Origin of the sequence: Rathayibacter sp. VKM Ac-2857 (genome assembly GCF_013205025.1) — a bacterium.
In the GTDB taxonomy this organism is placed as follows: domain Bacteria; phylum Actinomycetota; class Actinomycetes; order Actinomycetales; family Microbacteriaceae; genus Rathayibacter.
This window is the reverse complement of record NZ_JABMLE010000004.1, coordinates 104958-126227: the sequence shown is the minus strand read 5'-3', so window position 1 is coordinate 126227 and position 21270 is coordinate 104958. Positions and strand designations below refer to the sequence as shown.

Genomic DNA, 21270 nt, shown 5'->3' with positions numbered 1-21270 from the left:
GGCGGCCACAACGAGTGTAGTGACCCGCTGAGAACCGACGTGCGGATCGTTACCCTGAGTGGATACACAGTCGGGAACCGCCGGTAGGCTGGACCCGACAATCATTCAGGTACCGAAGGAGTTGCCGTGGAGCAGTTCGATTCCCCCCTCGTGGTCGCGCCGGATCCGCAGGCCAACACGACGGCGCTGCTCCTGGATCGCGTGCGGGAGACGCCCGACCGGGCGCTCTTCGCCCTGCCGGACGGCGCCGGCTGGCGCGACGTCACGGCGCGCGAGTTCCTCGACCAGGTCACCGCCCTCGCGAAGGGCCTCGTCGCGGCGGGCATCGAGCCCGGCGACAAGATCGGGCTGATCTGCAAGACCCGCTACGAGTGGACGCTGATCGACTTCGCGGTGTGGTTCGCCGGCGGCGTCCTCGTGCCGGTCTACGAGACCTCCTCCCCCGCGCAGGTGCAGTGGAACCTGGCCGACTCCGGCGCGCACGCCGTCATCGTCGAGACGGCCGACCACTTCGCGCGCTTCGACGAGGTCCGCGCGGACCTCCCCGATGTCCGGCTCGCCTGGCAGATCGGCCTCGGCGACCTCGACAAGCTCGCCGCCCGCGGGGTCGACGTGCCCGACGCCGAGATCGAGCGCCGCCGCTCGCTCGCCACCGGCGCCGACGTCGCGACGATCATCTACACCTCCGGCTCGACCGGCCGGCCCAAGGGCTGCATCATCCGGCACTCCAACTTCGTCGAGCTCAGCCGCAACTCCGCGGTCGCGCTGACCGAGCTGATCCACCAGCCGGGCGCGTCGACGCTGCTCTTCATCACGACGGCGCACGTCTTCGCGCGCTTCATCGCCATCCTCTGCGTGCACGGCGGAGTGAAGGTCGGCCACCAGGCCGACACCAAGCAGCTGCTGCCCTCGCTCGGCTCGTTCAAGCCGACGTTCCTGCTGGCCGTGCCGCGCGTGTTCGAGAAGGTCTACAACTCGGCGGAGCAGAAGGCCGAGGCGGGCGGCAAGGGCAAGATCTTCCGCCGCGCGGCCGACGTCGCCGTCGCGCACTCGATCGCCGTCGAGGCGGGCTCGGTGCCGCTCGCGCTGAAGCTGCAGTTCCTGCTGTTCGACCGGCTCGTCTACTCGAAGCTGCGCATCGCGATGGGCGGCAACGTCCGCTACGCCGTGTCGGGCTCCGCTCCGCTCGGCGACCGGCTCGGTCACTTCTTCCACAGCCTCGGCATCAAGATCCTCGAGGGCTACGGACTCACCGAGACGACGGCGCCCGCGACGGTCAACCGGACCGAGCGCTTCAAGATCGGCTCGGTCGGCCCGGCGATGCCCGGCTGCTCGATCCGGATCGCGGCCGACGGCGAGATCCAGGTGCGCGGCATCGACGTCTTCGGCGGCTACTGGAACGACGAGAAGGCGACGGCCGAGGCCTTCGACGGCGAGTGGTTCAAGACCGGCGACCTGGGCTCGCTCGACGAGGAGGGCTACCTTCGCGTCACCGGGCGGAAGAAGGAGATCATCGTCACGGCCGGCGGCAAGAACGTCGCGCCGGCCGCGCTCGAGGACCCGATCCGCGCCAACCCGCTCGTCGGGCAGGTCGTCGTCGTCGGCGACCAGCGGCCGTTCATCGCGGCGCTGGTGACCCTCGACCCGGAGATGCTGCCGACGTGGCTCGCCAACAACGGCCAGGACGCGACGCTGACGCTCGAGCAGGCGGCCGTGAACCCGGCCGTCCTCGCCGAGGTGCAGCGCGCCGTCGACGCCGCGAACGCGCGCGTCTCGCGCGCCGAGTCGATTCGCAAGTTCGTGATCCTGCGCACCGAGTTCACCGAGGCGAGCGGCCACCTCACCCCGAAGATGAGCATCAAGCGGAACGTCATCCTCGACGACTTCGCGGCGACCATCAGCAGCGTCTACAGCGCCGCCCCCGCCACGGAGGGCATCAGCCTCCGCTGAATCGTCCGTCCACGGCGGATCTCGACACCCCCGCTCCGCGGCCCACTCGATCAGCATGGGCAGGCTCATGCTGGTCGAGTAGCCCCGCAGGGGCGTATCGAGACCCACCGTCTCCAGCAGGGCGGGTCTGCAGACTCCACTCCTGACGCTGGTGGATCTCGATACGCCCGCTCCGCGGCCTACTCGATCAGCATGGAGCGCGGAGACCGCAGGTCCTCCGCCAGCTCTGCGGATCATGCTGGTCGAGTAGCCCGCAGGGCGTATCGAGACCCGCCGTCCTCAGCAGGGCGGGTCTGCAGACTCCACTTCTGACGCTGGTGGATCTCGATACGCCCGCTCCGCGGGCTACTCGATCAGCATGCAGCGCCGCTCCGCGGGCTACTCGATCAGCATGCTGCGCCGCTGCGCGGGCTACTCGATCAACATGATGCGCCAGCCGGCCGGAGGGCGATGGCCGAAGGCCGAGCCGTATCCGGCGAAGCGCGTTCCAGCGCTTCGACGTCGGCGGACGCACGACGCTCTGCGGAACCCGGCAACCCCAGGAGGCCGACCGCGCCGAGCCGGGCAGGGACCGGCTCGGAATCAAGTCAGAACCAGGAGCTCTCGCGGACTTCCTTCATGGCGGCCCGCCGGTCGTCCTTGGAGAGGCGGTCGAGGTAGAGGCGGCCGTCGAGGTGGTCGCACTCGTGCTGGAGGGCCTGAGCCATCAGGCCGTCGCCCTCGAGGACGACCTCGTTGCCGTCGAGGTCGGTGCCGCGGACCTTGGCGTGCGGGTAGCGGATCGCGGGGTACCAGAGGTTCGGCACGGAGAGGCAGCCCTCGTCGACGGGCTCGGGCTCGCCGCTCAGCTCGACGATCTCGGGGTTGAGGACGTAGCCGACGACGCCGTCGACGTTGTAGCTGAACGCGCGGAGGTTGACGCCGATCTGCGGGGCGGCGACGCCGGCGCGGCCGGGGGTGCGCACGCTGTCGACGAGGTCCTCGACCAGTCCGCGGATCCCGTCGTCGACGGTCTCGATCGGGGCGGACACCGTCTTCAGGACGGGATCGCCGAAGATCCGGATCTGGCGTTCGGTCATGCGGTGCGCTCCCTCAGTGCCTCCTCGGCGGAGAGGAGGGCGTTCTCGACGACTTCGCTCGCCGCGGGGTGCGGCCAGTACTGGCTGCGGGCGAGACCGCGGATCCCGACCCCCGCGCTGGCGGCCTGGACGAGCGGCTGAATGAGGATACTCGCCTGCGGACCCATCAGGTGCGCGCCGAGCAGCTCGCCGTCGAGTCCGACGACGAGGGTGCAGATGCTGGAGTCGTCCTCCATCGCCCAGCCGTAGGCGGTGGAGCCGAACTCCTGGGTGACGGCGACGACGTCGATGCCGCGCTCCCCCGCCTCCCGCTCCGTGAGACCGAAGTGGGCGATCTGCGGGTGCGCGAAGATCGCGCCGGGCACCGGAGCGAGCGTGTTCGAGAGCATCTCGCCCGGGTGCAGCAGATTGTGCGCGACGAGCCTGGCCTCGTGGTTGGCGACGTGCTTGAGCTGCCACTCGGAGGAGACGTCGCCGAGCGCGAAGAGCCCGGGGACGACGCGCCCGCCGGAGAGGACCCGCTGCTCGTCGTCGACGACCACCCGGCCGTCGGGGTGCAGGTCGATGCCGACGGAGGCCGCGGCGATGGTGTCGCTGTTCGGGTCGCGCCCGGTGGCGACGAGGATCGTGTCGGTCTCGACGCGGGTGCCGTCGTCGAAGGTGGTGACCAGCCCGGTCGGAGTCGCCTCGACGCTCTCGGCGGAGACGCCGATGCGGACGTCCCAGCGCTCGCGCGCCAGCGCCGTGAAGCCGCGGGCGATGCCCTCGTCGAGCGAGCGCAGCAGGCGGTCGCCGCGGACCGCGACCGTCACCGCGGTGCCGAAGGCCGAGAAGATGTGGGCGAACTCGACCGCCACCGCGCCGCCGCCGAGGACGAGCATCCGCGCGGGGAGCTCGTCGATCCGCATGATCGAGTCGGAGTCGTGGATCCGCGGGTCGGGCTCGTAGGCCGCCAGGAGCGGGCGCGGACGCGAGCCGGCGGCGACGACGACCTGCGGGGCGCTGATCCGCAGGCCGCTCGCGCTGACCAGCACGTGCGGCGCCACGCCGTCGCCGAGCGACTCGAAGCCGAAGCTCTCGCGCAGCACGGTGACGTTCTCGGAGCGGTTGGCCCGGTAGTCCAGCCCGCCGGCACTGATCGCGTCGGTGCGGCCGAAGACGCGGTCGCGCACCTCGGCCCACTCGGGCCGGGCCACGCGGCCGTGCACGCCGACCCGGTCGCCCTGGTCGACGTCGGTCACGATGTCGGCGACGTGCACGAACATCTTGGTCGGGATGCAGCCGGCGTTGAGGCAGGTGCCGCCGAACCACTCGCCGTCGTCGAGGATCGCGACACGGGAGCCGGCCCACTCGGGGCCGACGATCGAGTTGCCGGAGCCGGCGCCGAGCACGATCAGGTCGAACGTCAGGGTCTCCGTGGAGTCGCCCTCCTCAGGCGCCGCGGCGTCCGTCACGACCGCCTCAGGCACGACGGACCGGGATTCCCTCGACGACGAGCGCGGCGAGCACGCGCGCGGCCTCCTGGGTCGCGGGGCGCAGCTGCTCCCACTTCACGACCGAGCCGGCGGCGAGCACCGGGTCGTAGGGGATGCGGACGATGTCGCGGACCCGCGAGCGGAAATGCGACTCGATCTCCTCGAGCTTCACCAGGCTGGTGCCCTGCGTCGCGGTGTTCAGCGCGACCACGGCGTTCCGAACGAGATCGCCGTAGCCGTTCGCGTCGAGCCAGGTGAGGGTCTCGGAGGCGAGGCGCGCCTCGTCGACGCTGCCGCCGGAGACGATCACCACGCTGTCCGCGCGCTGCAGCGTCGCGCGCATCACCGAGTGCACGATGCCGGTGCCGCAGTCGGTGAGCATGATGGAGTAGAAGCGCTCGACGAGGTCGGCGACGACGTTGTAGTCGTCCTCGTCGAAGGCCTCGGAGAGCTGCGGGTCGGTGTCGGAGGCCAGGACGTCGAGCCGGGTCTCGTCGCGCGAGACCATGGTGGAGAACTCGGTGAAGCCGGTCACCCCGGAGGCGCGGTTGACGACGTCGCGGACGGTCGAGCGGGTCTGCTTGGGGACGCGCTCGGCGAGGGTTCCGCGGTCGGGGTTGGCGTCGACCGCGATGATGCGGTCCTCGCGCGAGTCGGCGAGGGCCATCCCGAGCAGGGTCGTGACGGTCGTCTTGCCGACGCCGCCCTTGCGGGTCATCACCGGGACGAAGCGGGTGCCGCCCTCGAACTGGCGGCCGATCCGCTCGTCCATCGCCTTCCAGGCCTGGACCTTCGCCGAGTCGCCGAGGTTGACGGTGTGGAAGGTGAGGCCGTAGACGAAGCGGTTCCAGCCCCCGGTCGGCGCGGGCCGGGTCTTGCGGTTGACCTCGAGCAGGCGGTCGGGCGTGAGCATCGACGCGGACTCGGGCGTCGAGGACGTGCCGGCAGCGGTGCCGGACTCGGCGCGGAGCCGGTCGCGGCGGGTGACACCGGGGGCGGGCTCGGCGGAGGCCTCACCCGTGACGGGCTCGGCCGATGCGGGCTCGTGCGCCACGGGCTCGGACGGACGGGGCTCGGCCGGGCAGTGCTCGCCGCGGCCCCGCGGCCGCTCGCCGGAGTCCTCGGGCAGCACCGACACCTCGTCGCGCGCGGCGATGCCGGCCGAGACGGGGCGGACGGCGCCGGGGGCGTCGGGGATCCCGAGCCGGCCGACGTCGACGGTGGGGTCCTCGACGGGGGCCGGAGCGCTGGAGCGGCGCCGTGCCGGAGCCGGCGACTCGAGCCGGATGCCGTCCGGGATGCGGGTGGGAGCGGTGTCGCTCGCGCGCGGCGCGTACTGCTCGGAGTCCCGCGCCGCGTCGAGCGCCGTCCGAGGGGTCGGGCCGGTGTCGAGATCGGGCTGGTCGTCGTTGCGCTCATCCATGCGAACGAGCCTCCTTCCGCTTGCGGTCAGTGTACCGGCGGCACTCAGGCCGATCCCCGGGCTGCGATCCCGGGCGGGAGCCTGCTAGGCCCCGGCCACGACGACGAGCAGATCGCCCGCGTCCACCTGCTGGGTCGCGGGGACGGCCAGCCGCCGGACGACACCCGCGATCGGGCTGGTGATCGCCGCCTCCATCTTCATCGCCTCGATCGTCGCGACGGCGGCGCCGGCCGCGATCTCGTCGCCGACGGCGACCTTGACCGTGACGACCCCGGCGAACGGGGCGGCGACGTGCCCCGGCTCCGTCCGGTCCGCCTTCTCGGCACTGGTGCTGTCGACCGCGATCGTCGCGTCGCGGACGAACACCGGGCGCAGCTGGCCGTTGAGCGTCGTCATCACGGTGCGCATGCCCTTGGCGTCGGCGTCGCCGATGGCCTCGAGTCCGACGAAGAGGCGGACGCCGCGCGCGATCTCGACGACGTGCTCCTCGCCCTGCCGCAGCCCGTAGAGGTAGTCGGCCGTGTCGAGCGCGGAGACGTCGCCGTAGGTCTCCCGGACGTCGAGGAACTGCTTCGCCGGGCCGGGGAAGAGCAGTCGGTTCAGGGTCGACCGGCGCGCGGCGGCGTCGTCACCGGCGAGCGTCGCCGTGTCCTCCGCCGACACCTCCGTCGTGCCGATCCGGACGTCGCGGCCCGCCAGCACGCGGGTGCGGAACGGCTCGGGCCAGCCGCCGGGCAGCTCGCCGAGCTCGCCGGCCATGAAGCCGACCACGGAGTCGGGGATGTCGTAGTTCTGCGGGTTCTCGGCGAAGTCGGCCGGATCGGCGTCGACCGCGGCGAGGTGCAGCGCCAGGTCGCCGACCACCTTCGAGGACGGCGTGACCTTGGGCACCCGGCCGAGGATCCGGTCGGCCGCGGCGTAGAGGTCCTCGACGACCTCGAAGCGGTCGGCCAGGCCGAGGGCGATCGCCTGCTGGCGCAGGTTCGAGAGCTGACCGCCCGGGATCTCGTGCCGGTAGACGCGGCCGGTCGGACCGGGCAGCCCGGACTCGAACGGACGGTAGAGCCGGCGGACCGCCTCCCAGTAGGGCTCGAGGTCGGAGACCGCCTGCAGGCTGAGGCCGGTGTCGCGCGGGGTGTGCGCGAGGGCGGCCACCAGCGCGGAGAGCGAGGGCTGGCTCGTCGTGCCCGCCATCGGGGCGCTGGCGGCGTCCACCGCGTCGGCGCCCGCCTCGGCCGCGGCGAGGAGCGTCGCCAGCTGGCCGCCCGCGGTGTCGTGGGTGTGCACGTGCACCGGGAGGTCGAAGCGCTCGCGCAGCGCGCCGACGAGCTTCGCGGCGGCGTAGGGCCGGAGGAGTCCCGCCATGTCCTTGACGGCGAGCACGTGCGCTCCCGCCTCGACGATCTGCTCGGCGAGGCGGAGGTAGTAGTCCAGCGTGTAGAGGTCCTCGGCCGGATCGAGCAGGTCGCCGGTGTAGCAGACCGCCACCTCGGCGAGCGTGCTGCCCGTCGCCAGCACCGCGTCGATCGCCGGGCGCATCTGCGCGACGTCGTTGAGCGCGTCGAAGATCCGGAAGACGTCGACGCCGGTGTCGGCCGCCTCCCGGACGAAGGCGTCGGTGACCGCGACCGGGTACGGCGTGTAGCCGACGGTGTTGCGCCCGCGCAGCAGCATCTGGATCGCGACGTTCGGCAGTGCCTCGCGGAGCGACGCGAGCCGCTCCCAGGGGTCCTCGCCGAGGAAGCGCAGCGCGACGTCGTAGGTCGCCCCGCCCCAGGCCTCGACCGAGAGCAGCTCCGGCGTCGAGCGCGCGACGGCCGGGGCGACCGCGATCAGGTCGCGGGAGCGCACCCGGGTCGCCAGGAGCGACTGGTGCGCGTCGCGGAAGGTGGTGTCGGTCACGGCCAGGGCCGTCTGCGCGCGCAGGGCGGCGGCGAAGCCGCGGGGGCCGAGCTCGAGCAGGCGCTGACGCGAGCCGTCGACGAGCGGCGCGGCGGTGTCGAGGACGGGCAGCTTCTCCACGGGGGCGACCCCGGGCGGCAGGGCGCCGTGCGGCTGGTTGACCGTAACCTCCGCGAGCCAGGTGAGCAGCTTCGTGCCGCGGTCGCGCGACTCCCGCCCGGCCAGCAGCTGGGGCCGCTCGTCGATGAAGGCGGTGCTGAGGTCGCCCGCCGCGAACGCCGGGTCGTCGAGCACGGCCTGCAGGAACGGGATGTTCGTCGAGACGCCGCGGATCCGGAACTCGGCCAGCGCCCGCTTCGCGCGGTTCACGGCGGCCGGGAAGTCGCGCCCGCGGCAGGTGAGCTTGGCGAGCATCGAGTCGAAGTGCGGGCTGATCTGCGCGCCCGGGTTGATCGTGCCGCCGTCGAGGCGGATGCCGCCGCCGCCCGGCGAGCGGTAGGTCGTGATCTTGCCGGTGTCGGGGCGGAAGCCGGCGGCGGGGTCCTCGGTGGTGATCCGGCACTGCAGGGCGGCGCCGTGCAGTCGCAGCTCGCCCTGGGTGAGGCCGAGCTCGGCCAGCGTCTGCCCGAAGGCGATGCGCATCTGGCTCGCGACGAGGTCGACGTCGGTGACCTCCTCCGTCACCGTGTGCTCGACCTGGATGCGCGGGTTCATCTCGATGAAGACGTGCTCCCCGGCGCGCTCCCCCGCGGTGTCGAGGAGGAACTCGACCGTGCCGGCGTTCTCGTAGCCGATCGAGCGGGCGAACGCGATCGCGTCCCGGTGCATCGCCTGCCGGGTCGCCTCGTCGAGGTTCGGCGCGGGGGCGATCTCGACCACCTTCTGGTGCCGCCGCTGCACCGAGCAGTCGCGCTCGAACAGGTGCACGGTCTCGCCGGTGGCGTCGGCGAGGATCTGCACCTCGATGTGCCGCGGGCGGACGACCGCCTGCTCGAGGAACATCGTCGGGTCGCCGAACGCGCTGTCGGCCTCGCGCATCGCCGCCTCGAGCGCCGCGCGCAGCTCGCCGGGGGCGTCGACCCGCCGCATGCCGCGACCGCCGCCGCCGGCGACCGCCTTGGCGAAGATCGGGAACCCGATCGCCTCGGCACCGGCGAGGAGCTCGTCGATGTCGCGCGAGGCGGGAGTGGAGCGCAGGACGGGCACCCCGGCCGCGGCCGCGTGCTCCTTCGCGGTGACCTTGTTGCCGGCCATCTCGAGGACGCGCGCGGGCGGGCCGATGAAGGCGATCCCCGCGTCGGTCGCGGCGCGCGCGAGATCGGGGTTCTCGGAGAGGAAGCCGTAGCCCGGGTAGATCGCGTCGGCGCCGCACTCCACGGCGACCCGGACGATCTCGGCGACGTCGAGGTAGGCGCGGACCGGGTGGCCCTTCTCGCCGATCTGGTACGCCTCGTCCGCCTTCAGGCGGTGCATCGAGTTGCGGTCCTCGTACGGGTAGACGGCGACCGTGCGGGCCCCCAGCTCGTACGCGGCCCGGAAGGCGCGGATCGCGATCTCGCCGCGGTTGGCCACAAGGATCTTCGAGAACATGGGAGTCCTTCGGGTCTGCCGTCCGGGGCGACGAGGGGGCCGGTCTCGCGACGGTGCGATCTCCGCTTCCGCCCTCCGCGGCCGACGGGCACGCAGGGAACGGTTAGGTTCTCCCACCCTAGTGAAAGTAAAGTACTCAGCCATGCATGTACTCAGCGTGAGCTCCCTCAAGGGCGGCGTCGGCAAGACCACCGTGACGCTCGGCCTTGCATCCGCGGCGTTCTCGAAGGGCCTGCGAACGCTGGTCGTCGACCTCGACCCGCAGTCCGACGTCTCCACCGGGATGGACATCAACGTCGCCGGTCACCTCAACATCGCGGACGTCCTCACGTCGCCCAAGGAGAAGATCGTCCGCTCGGCGATCGCGCCCTCCGGGTGGACGAAGGAGCGCCAGGGCACGATCGACGTTCTCATCGGCAGCCCGTCCGCGATCAACTTCGACGGCCCGCACCCCAGCATCCGCGACATCTGGAAGCTCGAGGAGGCGCTCGCCAGCGTCGAGGCCGATTACGACCTCGTCCTGATCGACTGCGCGCCCTCGCTCAACGCGCTCACCCGCACCGCCTGGGCCGCGAGCGACCGCGTCGCCGTCGTCACCGAGCCGGGCCTGTTCTCCGTCGCCGCCGCCGACCGCGCGCTGCGCGCGATCGAGGAGATCCGCCGCGGCCTGAGCCCGCGCCTGCAGCCGCTCGGCATCATCGTCAACCGCGCCCGCGTGCAGTCGCTGGAGCACCAGTTCCGGATCAAGGAGCTGCGCGACATGTTCGGCCCGCTGGTCCTCAGCCCGCAGCTGCCCGAGCGCACGTCGCTCCAGCAGGCGCAGGGCGCCGCGAAGCCGGTGCACGTCTGGCCCGGCGAGAGCGCGCAGGAGATGGCGCACAACTTCGACCTGCTGCTGGACCGCGTCATCCGCACGGGCCGCATCGGCGAGCAGGCGGTGCCGGCGGCGACGAGCTAGCCGGCGAGGTCCGCGGACGGCGTCGCAGCTCCGGCTGCGGCGCCGTTGCTGTGTGCGGGGGCGGGTCTCGATACGCCCCTTCGGGGCTACTCGACCAGCATGAGGGGCGCGTCTCGATCGAACGCCGTGCCGGTACGGCACAGCATGCTGATCGAGTAGCCCGCGACGCGGGCGTATCGAGATCCACCGGCGTCAGAGCAGGAGACTTCAGGCCCGGCGTGCTGGGGACGGCGGGTCTCGATACGCCCCTTCGGGGCTACTCGACCAGCATGATGGTCGCCGCGCGTGGGCTACTCGACCAGCATGGGGGCCGGTCGGGAGGGGCGGGTCAGCCGACCCTGCGGGAGGCGCGGCGGCGGGCGAGCTCGTCGGCGGGGTCGACCGACTGGTGGTCGAGCTCGACGAGGCTGGTCTCGACCTCGCGGAGGACCTTGCCGACGGCGATGCCGAAGACGCCCTGGCCGCGGCTGAGGAGGTCGATGACCTCGTCGTTGGAGGTGCAGAGGTAGACGCTGGCGCCGTCGCTCATCAGCGTGGTCTGAGCGAGGTCGTCGACGCCGGACTCGCGGAGCTGGTTGACCGCGGTGCGGATCTGCTGCAGCGAGATGCCGGTGTCGAGGAGGCGCTTGACGAGCTTGAGCACGAGGATGTCGCGGAAGCCGTAGAGGCGCTGGGTGCCGGAGCCGGACGCGCCGCGCACGGTCGGCTCGACCAGCTCGGTGCGCGCCCAGTAGTCGAGCTGGCGGTAGGTGATGCCCGCGGCCCGCGCTGCGACGGCTCCGCGGTAGCCCGCGTCGGCGTCGAGGTCGGGCAGCCCGTCGGTGAAGAGGACGAGGTCGCGCTGGCCGCTGACGTCGCGGCTGACTTCTCTCATCCCTGTGCCTTCCGGATACGAACGCCGGTCGCTCCGAACGCGCTCCCTAAGCTACCCACCCGGGGATGCCGAGTAAACGACATCCGCTCTTCCGGGAGGGCGTGTCGTCGGCCCGGGCCGCGCATCACGAGCGCGCGAGCCGCGAGAGCGCGCTGCGCACCATGGCCTCGCGGATGGTGCCGAGGTGCGCGGCGAGGCCGATCGCGTTCTCGGCGGCGCCGGCCGAGCCGGACGCCTCGCCGCGGCGGGCGCTCGAGGCGACGACGCTCTCGATGAGGGACATCTCGCGCTCGACGGCGATGCGCAGCGGGCGGAGGTGGCGCGGCTCGATGCCCGAGCGGCCGAGGTCCACGAGCGCCTTGAGCGTCGTGACCGCCTCGTCGCCGAAGACGTCGCCGCCGCGGACGAGCCCGGCGGCGATCGCCTCGCGCACGAGCGCCGGGCTCGCGCCCGATTCGCTCGCGAGGCCGTCACGGGTCAGCCGGGTGGCGGGGGCCAGCAGGGAGGGGGCGGCGCCGCCCGCACCGGCGGGGAGGGACGGCTCGCGGCCGGCGTCGACGTCGTCGAGGTAGCCGCGGATCACCTTGAGCGGCAGGTAGTGGTCGCGCTGGAGCGCGAGGATCATCCGCAGCCGCTCGACGTCGCCGGAGGAGAACTTGCGGTAGCCCGACTCGGTGCGGGCGGGCGAGACGAGACCCTGCTCCTCGAGGAACCGGAGCTTCGACGGCGTGACGTCGGGGAACTCGGTGGTGAGGTGCGAGAGGACCTGGCCGATGCTCAGCAGAGCGGCCGAGCCGGACGGGAGTGCGCGGGCGGTCGAACGACCCACGGCTACGCGTCCGGAGCGGCGACGAGGTCGGCGCGGGACGCGTAGAAGGTGAGGCGGAATTTGCCGACCTGCACCTCGGAGCCGTCGGTGAGGATCGCGGACTCGATCCGCACACCGTCGAAGTAGGTGCCGTTCAGCGAGCCCAGGTCGCGGACCTCGAACGAGGTGCCGCGGCGGACGAACTCGGCGTGACGACGCGAGACGGTGACGTCGTCGAGGAAGATGCCCGCATCGGGGTGCCGGCCGACCGTCGTCGAGTCGGTGTCGAGCAGGAACCGGGCCCCGGTGTTGGGCCCGCGCCGCACGACGAGCAGGGCCGAGCCGGAGGGCAGGGCGCCGACGGCCTCGGCCTCCTCGCGGGACGCCCGGTTGTCGAGCGCCGCCAGCTGGGCGCCGATGTCGTCGGTGAAGGTGAGGGTCGTCTCCGTCGACGGCTCGACGGGAACGGACGGATCTGCGGATGACGCTCCGCGCACGGACTCGACCAAGACGTACCTCCTCGCTATCCCCTCAGCGTATCGGAATCGGAGGGCCCGCCGGTCGCCGGGAACGCTCCGTCGGCCCCCCGGACGAGGTCCCGGGTCTGCACGGCGTAGACGATCCCGGCCCACCAGTAGAGGAACGCCCCCCAGAGCGCGAACGCCCAGGCGATCGGGAGCGACGTCGGCGCGAGCGCCGGGAACGCCTGCCCGAGCATGATCAGCGGCAGCGCGTAGAACAGGCAGAACGTGGCGAACTTGCCCAGGTGGTGCACCGGCAGCGGCCCGTAGCCGTGATTCGCGAGGATCACGGCCAGCACGACGAGCATCAGGTCGCGCGCCACCAGCACCGCCACGAGCCACCACGGCACCAGCTCGCGGACGGCGAGGCCGATCACCGTCGCGAAGATGTAGAGGCGGTCGGCGGCCGGATCGAGGACCGCTCCCAGGCGCGTGATCTGGTCGAAGCGGCGCGCGATCCAGCCGTCGAGGTAGTCGGTGAGGCTGGAGAGGACGAGGGTCAGCAGGGCGAGCGCGTCCTCGCCCTCGATGATCAGCACCAGGAAGACCGGCACCAGTGCGAGCCGCACCATGCTGAGGATGTTCGGGACCGTCCAGATGCGGTCCTCCGCCGCGCGCGACATGCCGGGAGCCCTCGTCAGCGCTTGTCGCGCCAGACCCGCTCGAACGGGAGCCGCCAGGCGTGCGGGGCGATCAGCTGGTGGATCGCGTTCGGACCCCAGGATCCCGGCGCGTAGAGGCGCACCGGCGGCGGGTCCTGCAGGAGCGGCGCGGACACCTCCCAGAGGCGCTCGATGCCCTCGGCGGTGGTGAAGAGCGTGTGGTCGCCGCGCATCGCGTCGAGGATCAGCCGCTCGTAGGCCTCGAGGGCGTCGCCCGCGCGGTCGGTCTCCTGCAGCGCGAACTGCATGCTCAGCTTGTCCAGCCGCATGCCCGGGCCGGGGCGCTTGCCGTAGAAGGACAGCGACACCTTGGAGGCGTCGGCGAGGTCGAAGGTGAGGTGGTCGGGGCCGTGCGCGCCGACGCCGGAGCCCTGCGGGAACATGCTCTTCGGGGGCTCGCGGAAGGCGATGGAGATGATCCGCTGCCCCTCCGCCATCCGCTTGCCGGTGCGCAGGTAGAACGGGACGCCGGCCCAGCGCCAGTTGTCGATCTCGCACTTGAGGGCGACGAAGGTGTCGGTCTCGGAGTCCGGGGCGACGCCCGGCTCCTCGCGGTAGCCGATGTACTGCCCGCGGACGACGTTCTCGGGGTTCAGCAGCCGCATCGAGCGGAAGACCTTGTTCTTCTCCTCGCTGATCGCCTTCGGCTCGAGGGCGGTCGGCGGCTCCATCGCCATGAAGGCGAGGACCTGGAAGAGGTGGGTGACGACCATGTCCTTGTAGGCGCCGGTCGACTCGTAGAACTCGGCGCGGCGGTCGAGGGTCAGCTTCTCGGGGATGTCGATCTGGACGTGGTCGATGAAGTTGCGGTTCCAGATCGGCTCGAAGAGGCCGTTCGCGAAGCGGAAGGCGAGGATGTTCTGCGCCGGCTCCTTGCCGAGGAAGTGGTCGATCCGGAAGATCTGCTCCTCGTCGAAGGTCTCGTGCAGCTCGGCGTTGAGGACGACGGCGCTCTCGAGGTCGACGCCGAACGGCTTCTCCATGATGATCCGCGAGCGCTCGACGAGACCGGCCTCGGCGAGCATCCGGACGACCGAGAGGGCGGCGCGCGGCGGGACGCTGAGGTAGTGCAGCCGGCTGACGTCCGGGCCCAGCACCTTCTCGGCGTCGGTGACCGCCTTCGCCAGGGCGGCCGGGCCGGCGGACTGCGGGACGTAGCGGAGCTTGGAGGCGAACTCGTCCCACTGCGCCGGGGTCAGCGAGCGGCTGCCGAACTCGTCGTAGGCGAGCTTGGCGAAGGCGCGGAAGGACTCGTCGTCGTGCTCCTCGAGCGAGGTGCCGACGATCTGCAGGTCGGGCGCCAGCGAGGACAGCGCCAGGTGAGCCATGCCGGGGATGAGCTTGCGCCGGGACAGGTCGCCCACGGCACCGAAGAGGACGACGACGTGGGGGGCGGCCTGCTCGGTCTGGACGGCGGGGGTGGGAGGTGCAGGGGTCACGGTCACCCCTCGATCATTCCATTCCGCCGCGTGACAGTGGCGTCATCCGCCGGACACGCGCCGCCGCTAAGGTCGTGCCGTGCCTCCGATCTCCGACGCGCCAGCCGCGACCGCAGCACCCGCCTCCCCCGCCCCCTCCGCCGACGGGACCGTCGCGCCGCCGATGGACGACCGCATCCGCGGCGACGTCCACCTGCTCGGCGAGCTCCTCGGCCAGGTGCTGCGCGAGTCGGGCGACGACAGCCTCTACACCGACGTCGAGCGGCTCCGCGCCCTCACGATCGGCGCCTACGACAGCGGGCACCCGGACGAGCTGGCCGCGGCCGAGGAGTTCGTCGCCTCGCTGACCGCCGAGCGCGCCGAGGAGGTGGCGCGGGCCTTCACCTGCTACTTCCACCTCGTCAACGTGGCGGAGGAGTTCCACCGCGTGCGGGTCCTCCGCCGCCGGGACGCCGACGCCGGCGCCCAGCTGCCCGAGGACTCGATCATCGCGTCGATGGCGACCCTCACCGCCGAGCTCGGCGAGGAGGAGGCCTTCGAGCGCCTCTCCCGCCTCGAGTTCCGCCCGGTCCTCACCGCGCACCCGACGGAGGCGCGCCGACGCGCGGTCTCCTCCACCATCCGCCGGATCAGCGCCCTGCTCGAGCAGCGGGACGACCCGCGCACGGGCGGTGTCGTGCTGGTCGAGAACCGCCGGCGCCTGCTGGCCGAGGTCGACACGCTCTGGCGCACGGCGCCGCTCCGCGAATCGAAGCCGAGCCCGCTCGACGAGGTGCGCACCGCGATGAGCGTGTTCGACGAGTCGCTGTTCTCGGTGCTGCCGCGGGTCTACCGCCGGCTCGACGACGCGCTGCTCGGCGACGCCTCCGGCACCCGGAAGCCGATCGCCCCGGCCTTCGTGCGCCTGGGCACCTGGATCGGCGGCGACCGCGACGGCAACCCGTTCGTCACCGCCGCGACGACCCTCGAGGCCGTGGACATCGCCGCCGAGCACGTCCTGATCGGCCTCGAGCGCGTCGCCCGCCGCGTCGGCCGCGCCCTCACGCTCGACGCCGGCACCACTCCCCCGTCGGCCGCCGTCGAGGCGCTCTGGGCCGCGTGCGTCGAGAAGGCGCCCGAGCTCGCCGCGGTGATCGCCGAGCGCTCGCCGAGCGAGACGCACCGCCGGGTCCTGCTCTTCACGGCCGACCGGCTCGCGGCGACCCGCTCCGGCGGCGCGCTCGCCTACGGCTCCGCCGCCGAGCTGCTCGCCGATCTGCGCACGCTGCAGGACTCGCTGGTCGACGCGGGCGACGTCCGCTCGGCCTACGGCGACCTGCAGGACCTGCTCTGGCAGGTCGAGACCTTCGGCTTCCACCTCGCCGAGATCGAGGTGCGGCAGCACTCGAAGGTGCACCGCGAGACCCTCGCCGCGGTCCGCGCCGGCGGCGAGCTCGACGAGCGCAGCGTCGAAGTCCTCTCGGTCTACCGCGCGATCGCGAAGGTCCAGGAGCGCTTCGGCACCGACGCGGCCCGCCGCTACGTCGTCTCGTTCACTCAGTCGGCCGAGGACCTCAAGACGGTCTTCGACCTGGCCGAGGCGGCGACCGACGGGAACCCGCCGATCATCGACGCCGTCCCGCTGTTCGAGACCTTCGCGGACCTCGACGCCTCGACGGACATCCTCGCCGAGATGATCCGGCTGCCCCAGGTGCGCGCGCGCCTCGCGGCGACGGGCAACCGGCTCGAGGTCATGCTCGGCTACTCCGACTCGTCGAAGGACGTCGGCCCGGTCTCCGCGACGCTCGCGCTGTACGACGCGCAGGCGCGCATCGCGAAGTGGGCCGAGGACGAGGGCATCGTGCTCACGCTCTTCCACGGCCGCGGCGGCGCGCTCGGCCGCGGCGGCGGACCGGCGAACCGCGCGGTGCTCGCGCAGCCGCCCGGCTCGGTCGACGGCCGCTTCAAGCTGACGGAGCAGGGCGAGGTCATCTTCGCGCGCTACGGCAACCCGGACATCGCGACCCGGCACATCGAGCAGGTGGCCGGGGCGACGCTGCTCGCCTCCTCCCCCTCGATCGGCGACCGCAACGCCGGTGCCGCCGACCGCTTCCGCGACGTCGCCGCGACGATGGACCGCGAGTCGCGCCGCCGCTTCTTCGAGCTGGTCAAGGCGGACGGCTTCGCGCCCTGGTTCGCCCGGGTCACTCCGCAGGAGGAGGTCGGCCTGCTCGCGCTCGGCTCGCGACCGGCCCGCCGCGGCCTCTCGGTCGAGTCGCTGGAGGACCTGCGGGCGATCCCGTGGGTGTTCGCCTGGACCCAGGCCCGCGTCAATCTCACCGGCTGGTTCGGGCTCGGCAGCGCGCTGGAGGCGGTCGGCGACCTGGACGAGCTGCGCGAGGCGTACGCGACCTGGCCGCTGTTCACCACGATGATCGACAACGTCGAGATGTCGCTGGCGAAGACGGACGAGGGCATCGCCCGCCGCTACCTGGCGCTCGACTCCCGCGACGACCTCGCCGGTCTGGTGCTGGACGAGATGGAGCTCACCCGCCGCTGGGTGCTCTCGATCACGGGCGAGGAGAGCCTGCTCACCGGGCACCGCGTGCTCGGCCGGGCCGTGCGGCTGCGCACGCCCTACGTGAACGCGCTGTCGCTGCTGCAGTTGCGCGCGCTCCGGGCGCTGCGGACGGATCCGGGCGGCTCGGGCACCGAGCAGAACCAGCGGCTGCTGCTGCTGGCCGTGAACGGCGTGGCCGCGGGCCTGCAGAACACGGGCTGATCGGCACTCCTGCGCGATCTCCGCTGGAACGACGGAACCCCCGGTGGCCTGAGCGGCTGCCGGGGGTTCCGTCGTTCGTGCGGGTGGTGCGGTGGTGCCGCGTGATCAGATCTGCGCGCCGTGGTCGAACTTCTGCGGGGCGCCGGACTCCTGGGCGGCCTTCGCCTCGTCGTACTGCTTGCGGACGGCGACCATGTCGAGGCCGCGGACCTGCTCGAGCAGGGCGTCGAGCGCCGGGGCGGGCAGGGCGCCGGGCTGCGCCATCAGCGGGATGCCGTCGCGGTAGACGACGAGGGTGGGGATCGACGAGATGCCGTAGCTGCCGGCGAGCTGCTGCTGGTCCTCCGTGTCGACCTTCGCGAAGGTGACATCGGGGTTCTTCTCGCTGGTCGCCTCGAAGACGGGGGCGAACTGGCGGCACGGGCCGCACCACTCCGCCCAGAAGTCGATGAGGACGATGCCGTCGGAGACGGTCTGGTCGTGGGTGTCGAGAGTCATCGCTGTCGTGGCCATGAGGGGTGCAACGACCCCGATCCGCGCGCTATTCCCGGGCGGAGGGCGGGGCGGCGTCGAGCAGATCGAGCAGGGTGCGCGGGCCGAGCGCGGAGGCGCCGAGCTCCTCGATGCGCGCGACGAGGCCGCGGTCGGCGGTCACGACGCGGGCGGAGGCGCCGATCGCCGCGACGCGCTCGACGATCGCGTCGTCGCCCGATCCGGTGGCGCGCTCGACGCTGAGGCGGCCGCGGGGGGCGGACTCGGCCGCGCCGTCGGTGCGCGCCGCGCGGGCGTCGCCCTCGAGGACGACGGCGATCCGCGGCCAGACGGTGTCGGCGTCGACGGCGAACAGCGAGCCGGGGAGGCCGAGGGTCGCGAGCCGCTGGAGTCCCGCGACCAGGCGCTCCGCGGCGCCGGCGCGGTCGCGCCACCAGCCGTCCGGGCGCGAGCCGACGACGTTCGCCGCGTCGACGACGAGGACGCAGGGCTCGGTGTCGAGGGCGCGGAGCTCGCGCCAGGAGGCCTCGAAGCCGGGGTGCAGCGGGAGCGCGTCGACCTCGGCCGGCGGCACCCAGCGCAGCTCCTGGCTCTCGGCGTCGGCGATGCGGGGTGTGAAGTGCTCGAGGGCCTGCGCGACGACGGTGGTGTAGCTCCACGGGCCGATCGTGACGACGCGGGAGAGGACGGGCACGACGATCCCGTCGGGCACGCCCGCCTCCTCGACCGATTCGCGCAGAGCGCCCTCGAAGGCGGTCTCGTCGGGGTGGCGCGCGCCGCCCGGGAGTCCCCAGGTGTCGCCGAAGTGACTCCAGGTGGCGCGGTGCTGGAGGAGGACGCGGCCGTCCGGGTCGCGCAGCAGCAGGCCGGCGGCGCCGAAGCGGCCCCAGAAGCGGCGCCCGTCGCCGATCTCGACCCAGCCGTCACCGAGCGCGGCGTCGAAGGGGTGGCGCGGAAGCGCTCCGCCGTCGGCCGGGCCGTCGCTCGTCATGCCGTCCAGCCTTCCACATCGCGCTGTGCGCACCGGACCGCCCGGCACACCTGAGCGGCTCCCCGGGCGCCTCCGACCACCTGGCAGAATCGACGGATGCGCCGCTCGAGGATCCTCCTGCCCGCGACGCTCGCCTGGCTCGGCGTGATCGCCCTGATCACCCTGACGCCGGCGCCGTACCCGGCCGGGCAGCCGTCGGCGCTCGTGCGCGGCGTCATCGCGTTCATCGCCTCCACGCCGGTGACCACCTGGTTCACCTTCGACGTCGCCGAGTTCCTCGCGAACGTGCTGATGTTCGTGCCGCTCGGCGCGCTGATCGCGCTGCAGCTGCCGACGCGCCGCCGGCTGCTCGCCGCGCCGATCGGCCTCGGCGTATCGGTCCTGATCGAGACGATCCAGCTGCTCGCGCTGCCCTCGCGCGTCTCGGACGTGCGCGACCTCGTCTCGAACGGCACCGGTGCGCTCCTCGGGGCGCTGCTGATCGTCGTGCTCGCCCGACTCCCGCTCCGCCCTCGGAAGGACCGCACCGCCCATGCCCGCTGAGACCCTCGTCGTCCTCGCCCGCCCCTCGCTCGACGCTCCTGCGCACGACGGCGCTCCGGACGGCACGATCGACGTCACCGACCTCGGCTTCACCCGGGGCGACGGGGTCTTCGAGACGATCAACCTGGTCGACGGCCGTCTGCAGGCGCTCGACGCGCACCTCGACCGCTTCGAGCGCTCGGCGCTGATGCTCGACCTGCCGCGACCGGACCGGACCGCGTGGCGCGCGGCGATCGACGAGGCCGTCGCCGCCCATCCGCGCGTGCCGGAGGCGATGGTGAAGACGATCCTGAGCCACGGGGTCGAGGGCGACGGCCGGCCGACCGGGCTCGTCTTCGTGCAGACCAGCCCGGACTTCGGACCGGCGCGGCGCGACGGCGTGCGGATCGTGCTGCTCGACCGCGGGCTGCGCTCGGACGTCCAGCGCACCTCGCCGTGGCTGCTCGCCGGTGCGAAGACGCTCTCCTACGCGGTGAACCGCGCCGCCTCCCGAGAGGCCGTGCGGCGCGGGGCGGACGACGCGCTGTTCGTCTCCAGCGACGGCTTCCTGCTCGAGGGGCCGACCTCGAACCTGGTGCTGCTCGCGGGCGGCGAGCTGGTCACTCCGCCGCCGAGCCTGGGACTGCTGCCGGGGACGACGCAGGCCGATCTCTTCGCGCTCGCGGGCGGGCTCGGGCTCAGCACGGCGGAGCGACCCCTGCGGGCGGAGGACCTCGCGGCGGCGGAGGCGGCCTGGCTGGTCTCGAGTGCGCGGAACGCCGCGCCGATCCGCGCGGTGGACGCGCAGGAGCGCCGCTTCGACCGCGAGCTCACGGCCCGGATCAACGCGGCGCTCCTGGCGCGCTAGGCGCGGTCGCTCAGACCTGGCCGCTCAGACCGGGCCGCTCAGACCCGGTCGCTCAGACCTGGTCCTCGATGTCGGCCGTGCCGTGGTGCATGAGGCCGCCGCGCGTGTAGTCGAGCGCGGGGTCGGGGCTGCCCTGGACGCGCTCGTCGGCCGCCTCGTCGTTGATCACCGCGGAGACGATGCCGCGCCAGTCGGTGCCCTCGGCGACGGCCTCGTCGGAGCCGACGCGGCGGGTGACGAAGACCGCCTCGCCCTCCTCGCCACTGTGCGAGATGATCGCGAGGACGCCGACGGGCCGGCCGTCGGGGTGGCGGACCTGCCACTCCTCGTGCCCGGACGGGACCAGGGTGAACTCGAGTCCCGCGTGCGGGAACACGCTCTCGCGCAGCTCGGACGGCGAGCCGCTGTGCTCGGGGGCTCCGCGGGTGGGGACGCCCTCGCCGGTGTCCTCGCCGTAGCTGTGGTACGTGCTCATGGTGAACCTCCTCGGTCGGCGGCCGGTGGGGCCGCGGATCCTTCGTCGATGGGACTGCCTCCATCATGGCTTCGTAGACTGGACGGATGCAGATCCCGGTGACCGGCTCCGTCCGCGTGGACGCCTGGCTGTGGGCCGTCCGGGTGTACAAGACGCGCTCCGCCGCCACCACGGCCGCCCGGGCCGGTCACGTCCGGGTGAACGGCGAGCGAGCCAAGGCCGCGCAGACCGTCAAGGTAGGCGACGAGGTCCGGGCCCGGATCGGCGGCTTCGACCGCGAGCTGGTGGTCCGCGGTCTGATCGTGAAGCGGGTCGGCGCACCGGTCGCGGCCGAGTGCTTCGAGGACCGGACTCCCCCGCCGCCGCCGCCGCGCGAGGCGGCGCCCGCGATCATCGAGCGCGACCGCGGGGCCGGCCGCCCGACCAAGCGCGATCGGCGCGAGATCGAGCGGCTCCGCGGCTTCTGACGGCCGGCTCTGC

18 protein-coding genes are annotated in these 21270 nt (G+C 72.7%); 6 read left to right on the top strand and 12 right to left on the bottom strand.

The genetic code is table 11. From position 1 onward, the window contains the following. The first annotated feature begins 126 nt into the window (after window positions 1–126). Window positions 127–1950, top strand: a complete 1824-nt coding sequence (locus HQQ86_RS17480; protein ID WP_173289554.1) for an AMP-dependent synthetase/ligase — start codon at window positions 127–129, stop codon at window positions 1948–1950. Window positions 1951–2537: 587 nt separating this feature from the next. Here HQQ86_RS17480 and def read toward each other — a convergent pair. The 4 genes from def to HQQ86_RS17460 form a co-directional block, all read right to left on the bottom strand. Next, window positions 2538–3029 carry a peptide deformylase gene (gene def / locus HQQ86_RS17475; protein ID WP_173289552.1) on the bottom strand — a complete coding sequence of 164 codons (492 nt, stop codon included), beginning with the start codon at window positions 3027–3029 and terminating at the stop codon, window positions 2538–2540. Beyond that, a complete protein-coding gene (locus HQQ86_RS17470) occupies window positions 3026–4498 on the bottom strand; it encodes a mycothione reductase (RefSeq protein ID WP_367948712.1) in 1473 nt (490 codons plus the stop codon). Before HQQ86_RS17470 ends, def begins: the two co-directional genes overlap by 4 nt. Continuing rightward, window positions 4491–5927, bottom strand: a complete 1437-nt coding sequence (locus HQQ86_RS21475; RefSeq protein ID WP_254072209.1) for an AAA family ATPase — start codon at window positions 5925–5927, stop codon at window positions 4491–4493. The genes HQQ86_RS17470 and HQQ86_RS21475 overlap by 8 nt, the downstream gene beginning before the upstream one ends. Before the next feature lie 84 nt (window positions 5928–6011). Then, window positions 6012–9419, bottom strand: a complete 3408-nt coding sequence (locus HQQ86_RS17460) for a pyruvate carboxylase (protein WP_173289550.1) — start codon at window positions 9417–9419, stop codon at window positions 6012–6014. Between the two features lie 142 nt (window positions 9420–9561). On the opposite strand from HQQ86_RS17460, the gene HQQ86_RS17455 reads away from it, so the two are divergent. After that, entirely contained in the window at window positions 9562–10377 is an 816-nt protein-coding gene (locus HQQ86_RS17455; protein WP_123446122.1) for a ParA family protein, read from the top strand. 328 nt (window positions 10378–10705) lie between these two features. On the opposite strand, the gene HQQ86_RS17450 is transcribed toward HQQ86_RS17455, so the two are convergent. The 5 genes from HQQ86_RS17450 to zwf form a co-directional block, all read right to left on the bottom strand. Then, complete coding sequence (locus tag HQQ86_RS17450) at window positions 10706–11251, bottom strand: MerR family transcriptional regulator (RefSeq protein WP_173289549.1); 546 nt, start codon at window positions 11249–11251, stop codon at window positions 10706–10708. Window positions 11252–11375: 124 nt separating this feature from the next. Then, complete coding sequence (locus tag HQQ86_RS17445; protein ID WP_173289547.1) at window positions 11376–12080, bottom strand: MerR family transcriptional regulator; 705 nt, start codon at window positions 12078–12080, stop codon at window positions 11376–11378. 2 nt (window positions 12081–12082) lie between these two features. Continuing rightward, the gene (locus HQQ86_RS17440) at window positions 12083–12556 is read right to left on the bottom strand and encodes an FHA domain-containing protein (protein WP_160091368.1); all 474 of its coding nucleotides are present in this window, start codon (window positions 12554–12556) and stop codon (window positions 12083–12085) included. Window positions 12557–12582: 26 nt separating this feature from the next. Then, window positions 12583–13203 carry a CDP-alcohol phosphatidyltransferase family protein gene (locus tag HQQ86_RS17435; protein WP_173289545.1) on the bottom strand — a complete coding sequence of 207 codons (621 nt, stop codon included), beginning with the start codon at window positions 13201–13203 and terminating at the stop codon, window positions 12583–12585. A gap of 14 nt (window positions 13204–13217) precedes the next feature. After that, complete coding sequence (gene zwf / locus HQQ86_RS17430; protein ID WP_320527018.1) at window positions 13218–14681, bottom strand: glucose-6-phosphate dehydrogenase; 1464 nt, start codon at window positions 14679–14681, stop codon at window positions 13218–13220. A 163-nt stretch (window positions 14682–14844) separates the two neighbouring features. Between zwf and HQQ86_RS17425 the strand changes: the two genes are divergently transcribed. After that, the gene (locus tag HQQ86_RS17425) at window positions 14845–17442 is read left to right on the top strand and encodes a phosphoenolpyruvate carboxylase (RefSeq protein ID WP_173290382.1); all 2598 of its coding nucleotides are present in this window, start codon (window positions 14845–14847) and stop codon (window positions 17440–17442) included. Between the two features lie 105 nt (window positions 17443–17547). On the opposite strand, the gene trxA is transcribed toward HQQ86_RS17425, so the two are convergent. Beyond that, entirely contained in the window at window positions 17548–17955 is a 408-nt protein-coding gene (gene trxA, locus HQQ86_RS17420; RefSeq protein ID WP_173289541.1) for a thioredoxin, read from the bottom strand. Window positions 17956–17983: 28 nt separating this feature from the next. Then, on the bottom strand, window positions 17984–18925 hold the full coding sequence (locus HQQ86_RS17415; protein ID WP_173289539.1) for an NUDIX hydrolase: 942 nt from the start codon (window positions 18923–18925) through the stop codon (window positions 17984–17986). A gap of 96 nt (window positions 18926–19021) precedes the next feature. Here HQQ86_RS17415 and HQQ86_RS17410 point away from each other — a divergent pair, with 96 nt between their 5' ends. Further along, a complete protein-coding gene (locus HQQ86_RS17410) occupies window positions 19022–19468 on the top strand; it encodes a VanZ family protein (RefSeq protein ID WP_173289537.1) in 447 nt (148 codons plus the stop codon). Continuing rightward, the gene (locus tag HQQ86_RS17405) at window positions 19458–20315 is read left to right on the top strand and encodes an aminotransferase class IV (RefSeq protein WP_173289535.1); all 858 of its coding nucleotides are present in this window, start codon (window positions 19458–19460) and stop codon (window positions 20313–20315) included. Before HQQ86_RS17410 ends, HQQ86_RS17405 begins: the two co-directional genes overlap by 11 nt. A gap of 52 nt (window positions 20316–20367) precedes the next feature. Here HQQ86_RS17405 and HQQ86_RS17400 read toward each other — a convergent pair whose 3' ends face one another. Continuing rightward, window positions 20368–20790, bottom strand: a complete 423-nt coding sequence (locus HQQ86_RS17400; RefSeq protein ID WP_173289533.1) for a hypothetical protein — start codon at window positions 20788–20790, stop codon at window positions 20368–20370. A gap of 86 nt (window positions 20791–20876) precedes the next feature. Between HQQ86_RS17400 and HQQ86_RS17395 the strand changes: the two genes are divergently transcribed. Further along, window positions 20877–21257 carry an RNA-binding S4 domain-containing protein gene (locus HQQ86_RS17395; protein ID WP_173289531.1) on the top strand — a complete coding sequence of 127 codons (381 nt, stop codon included), beginning with the start codon at window positions 20877–20879 and terminating at the stop codon, window positions 21255–21257. Window positions 21258–21270 lie beyond the last annotated feature (13 nt).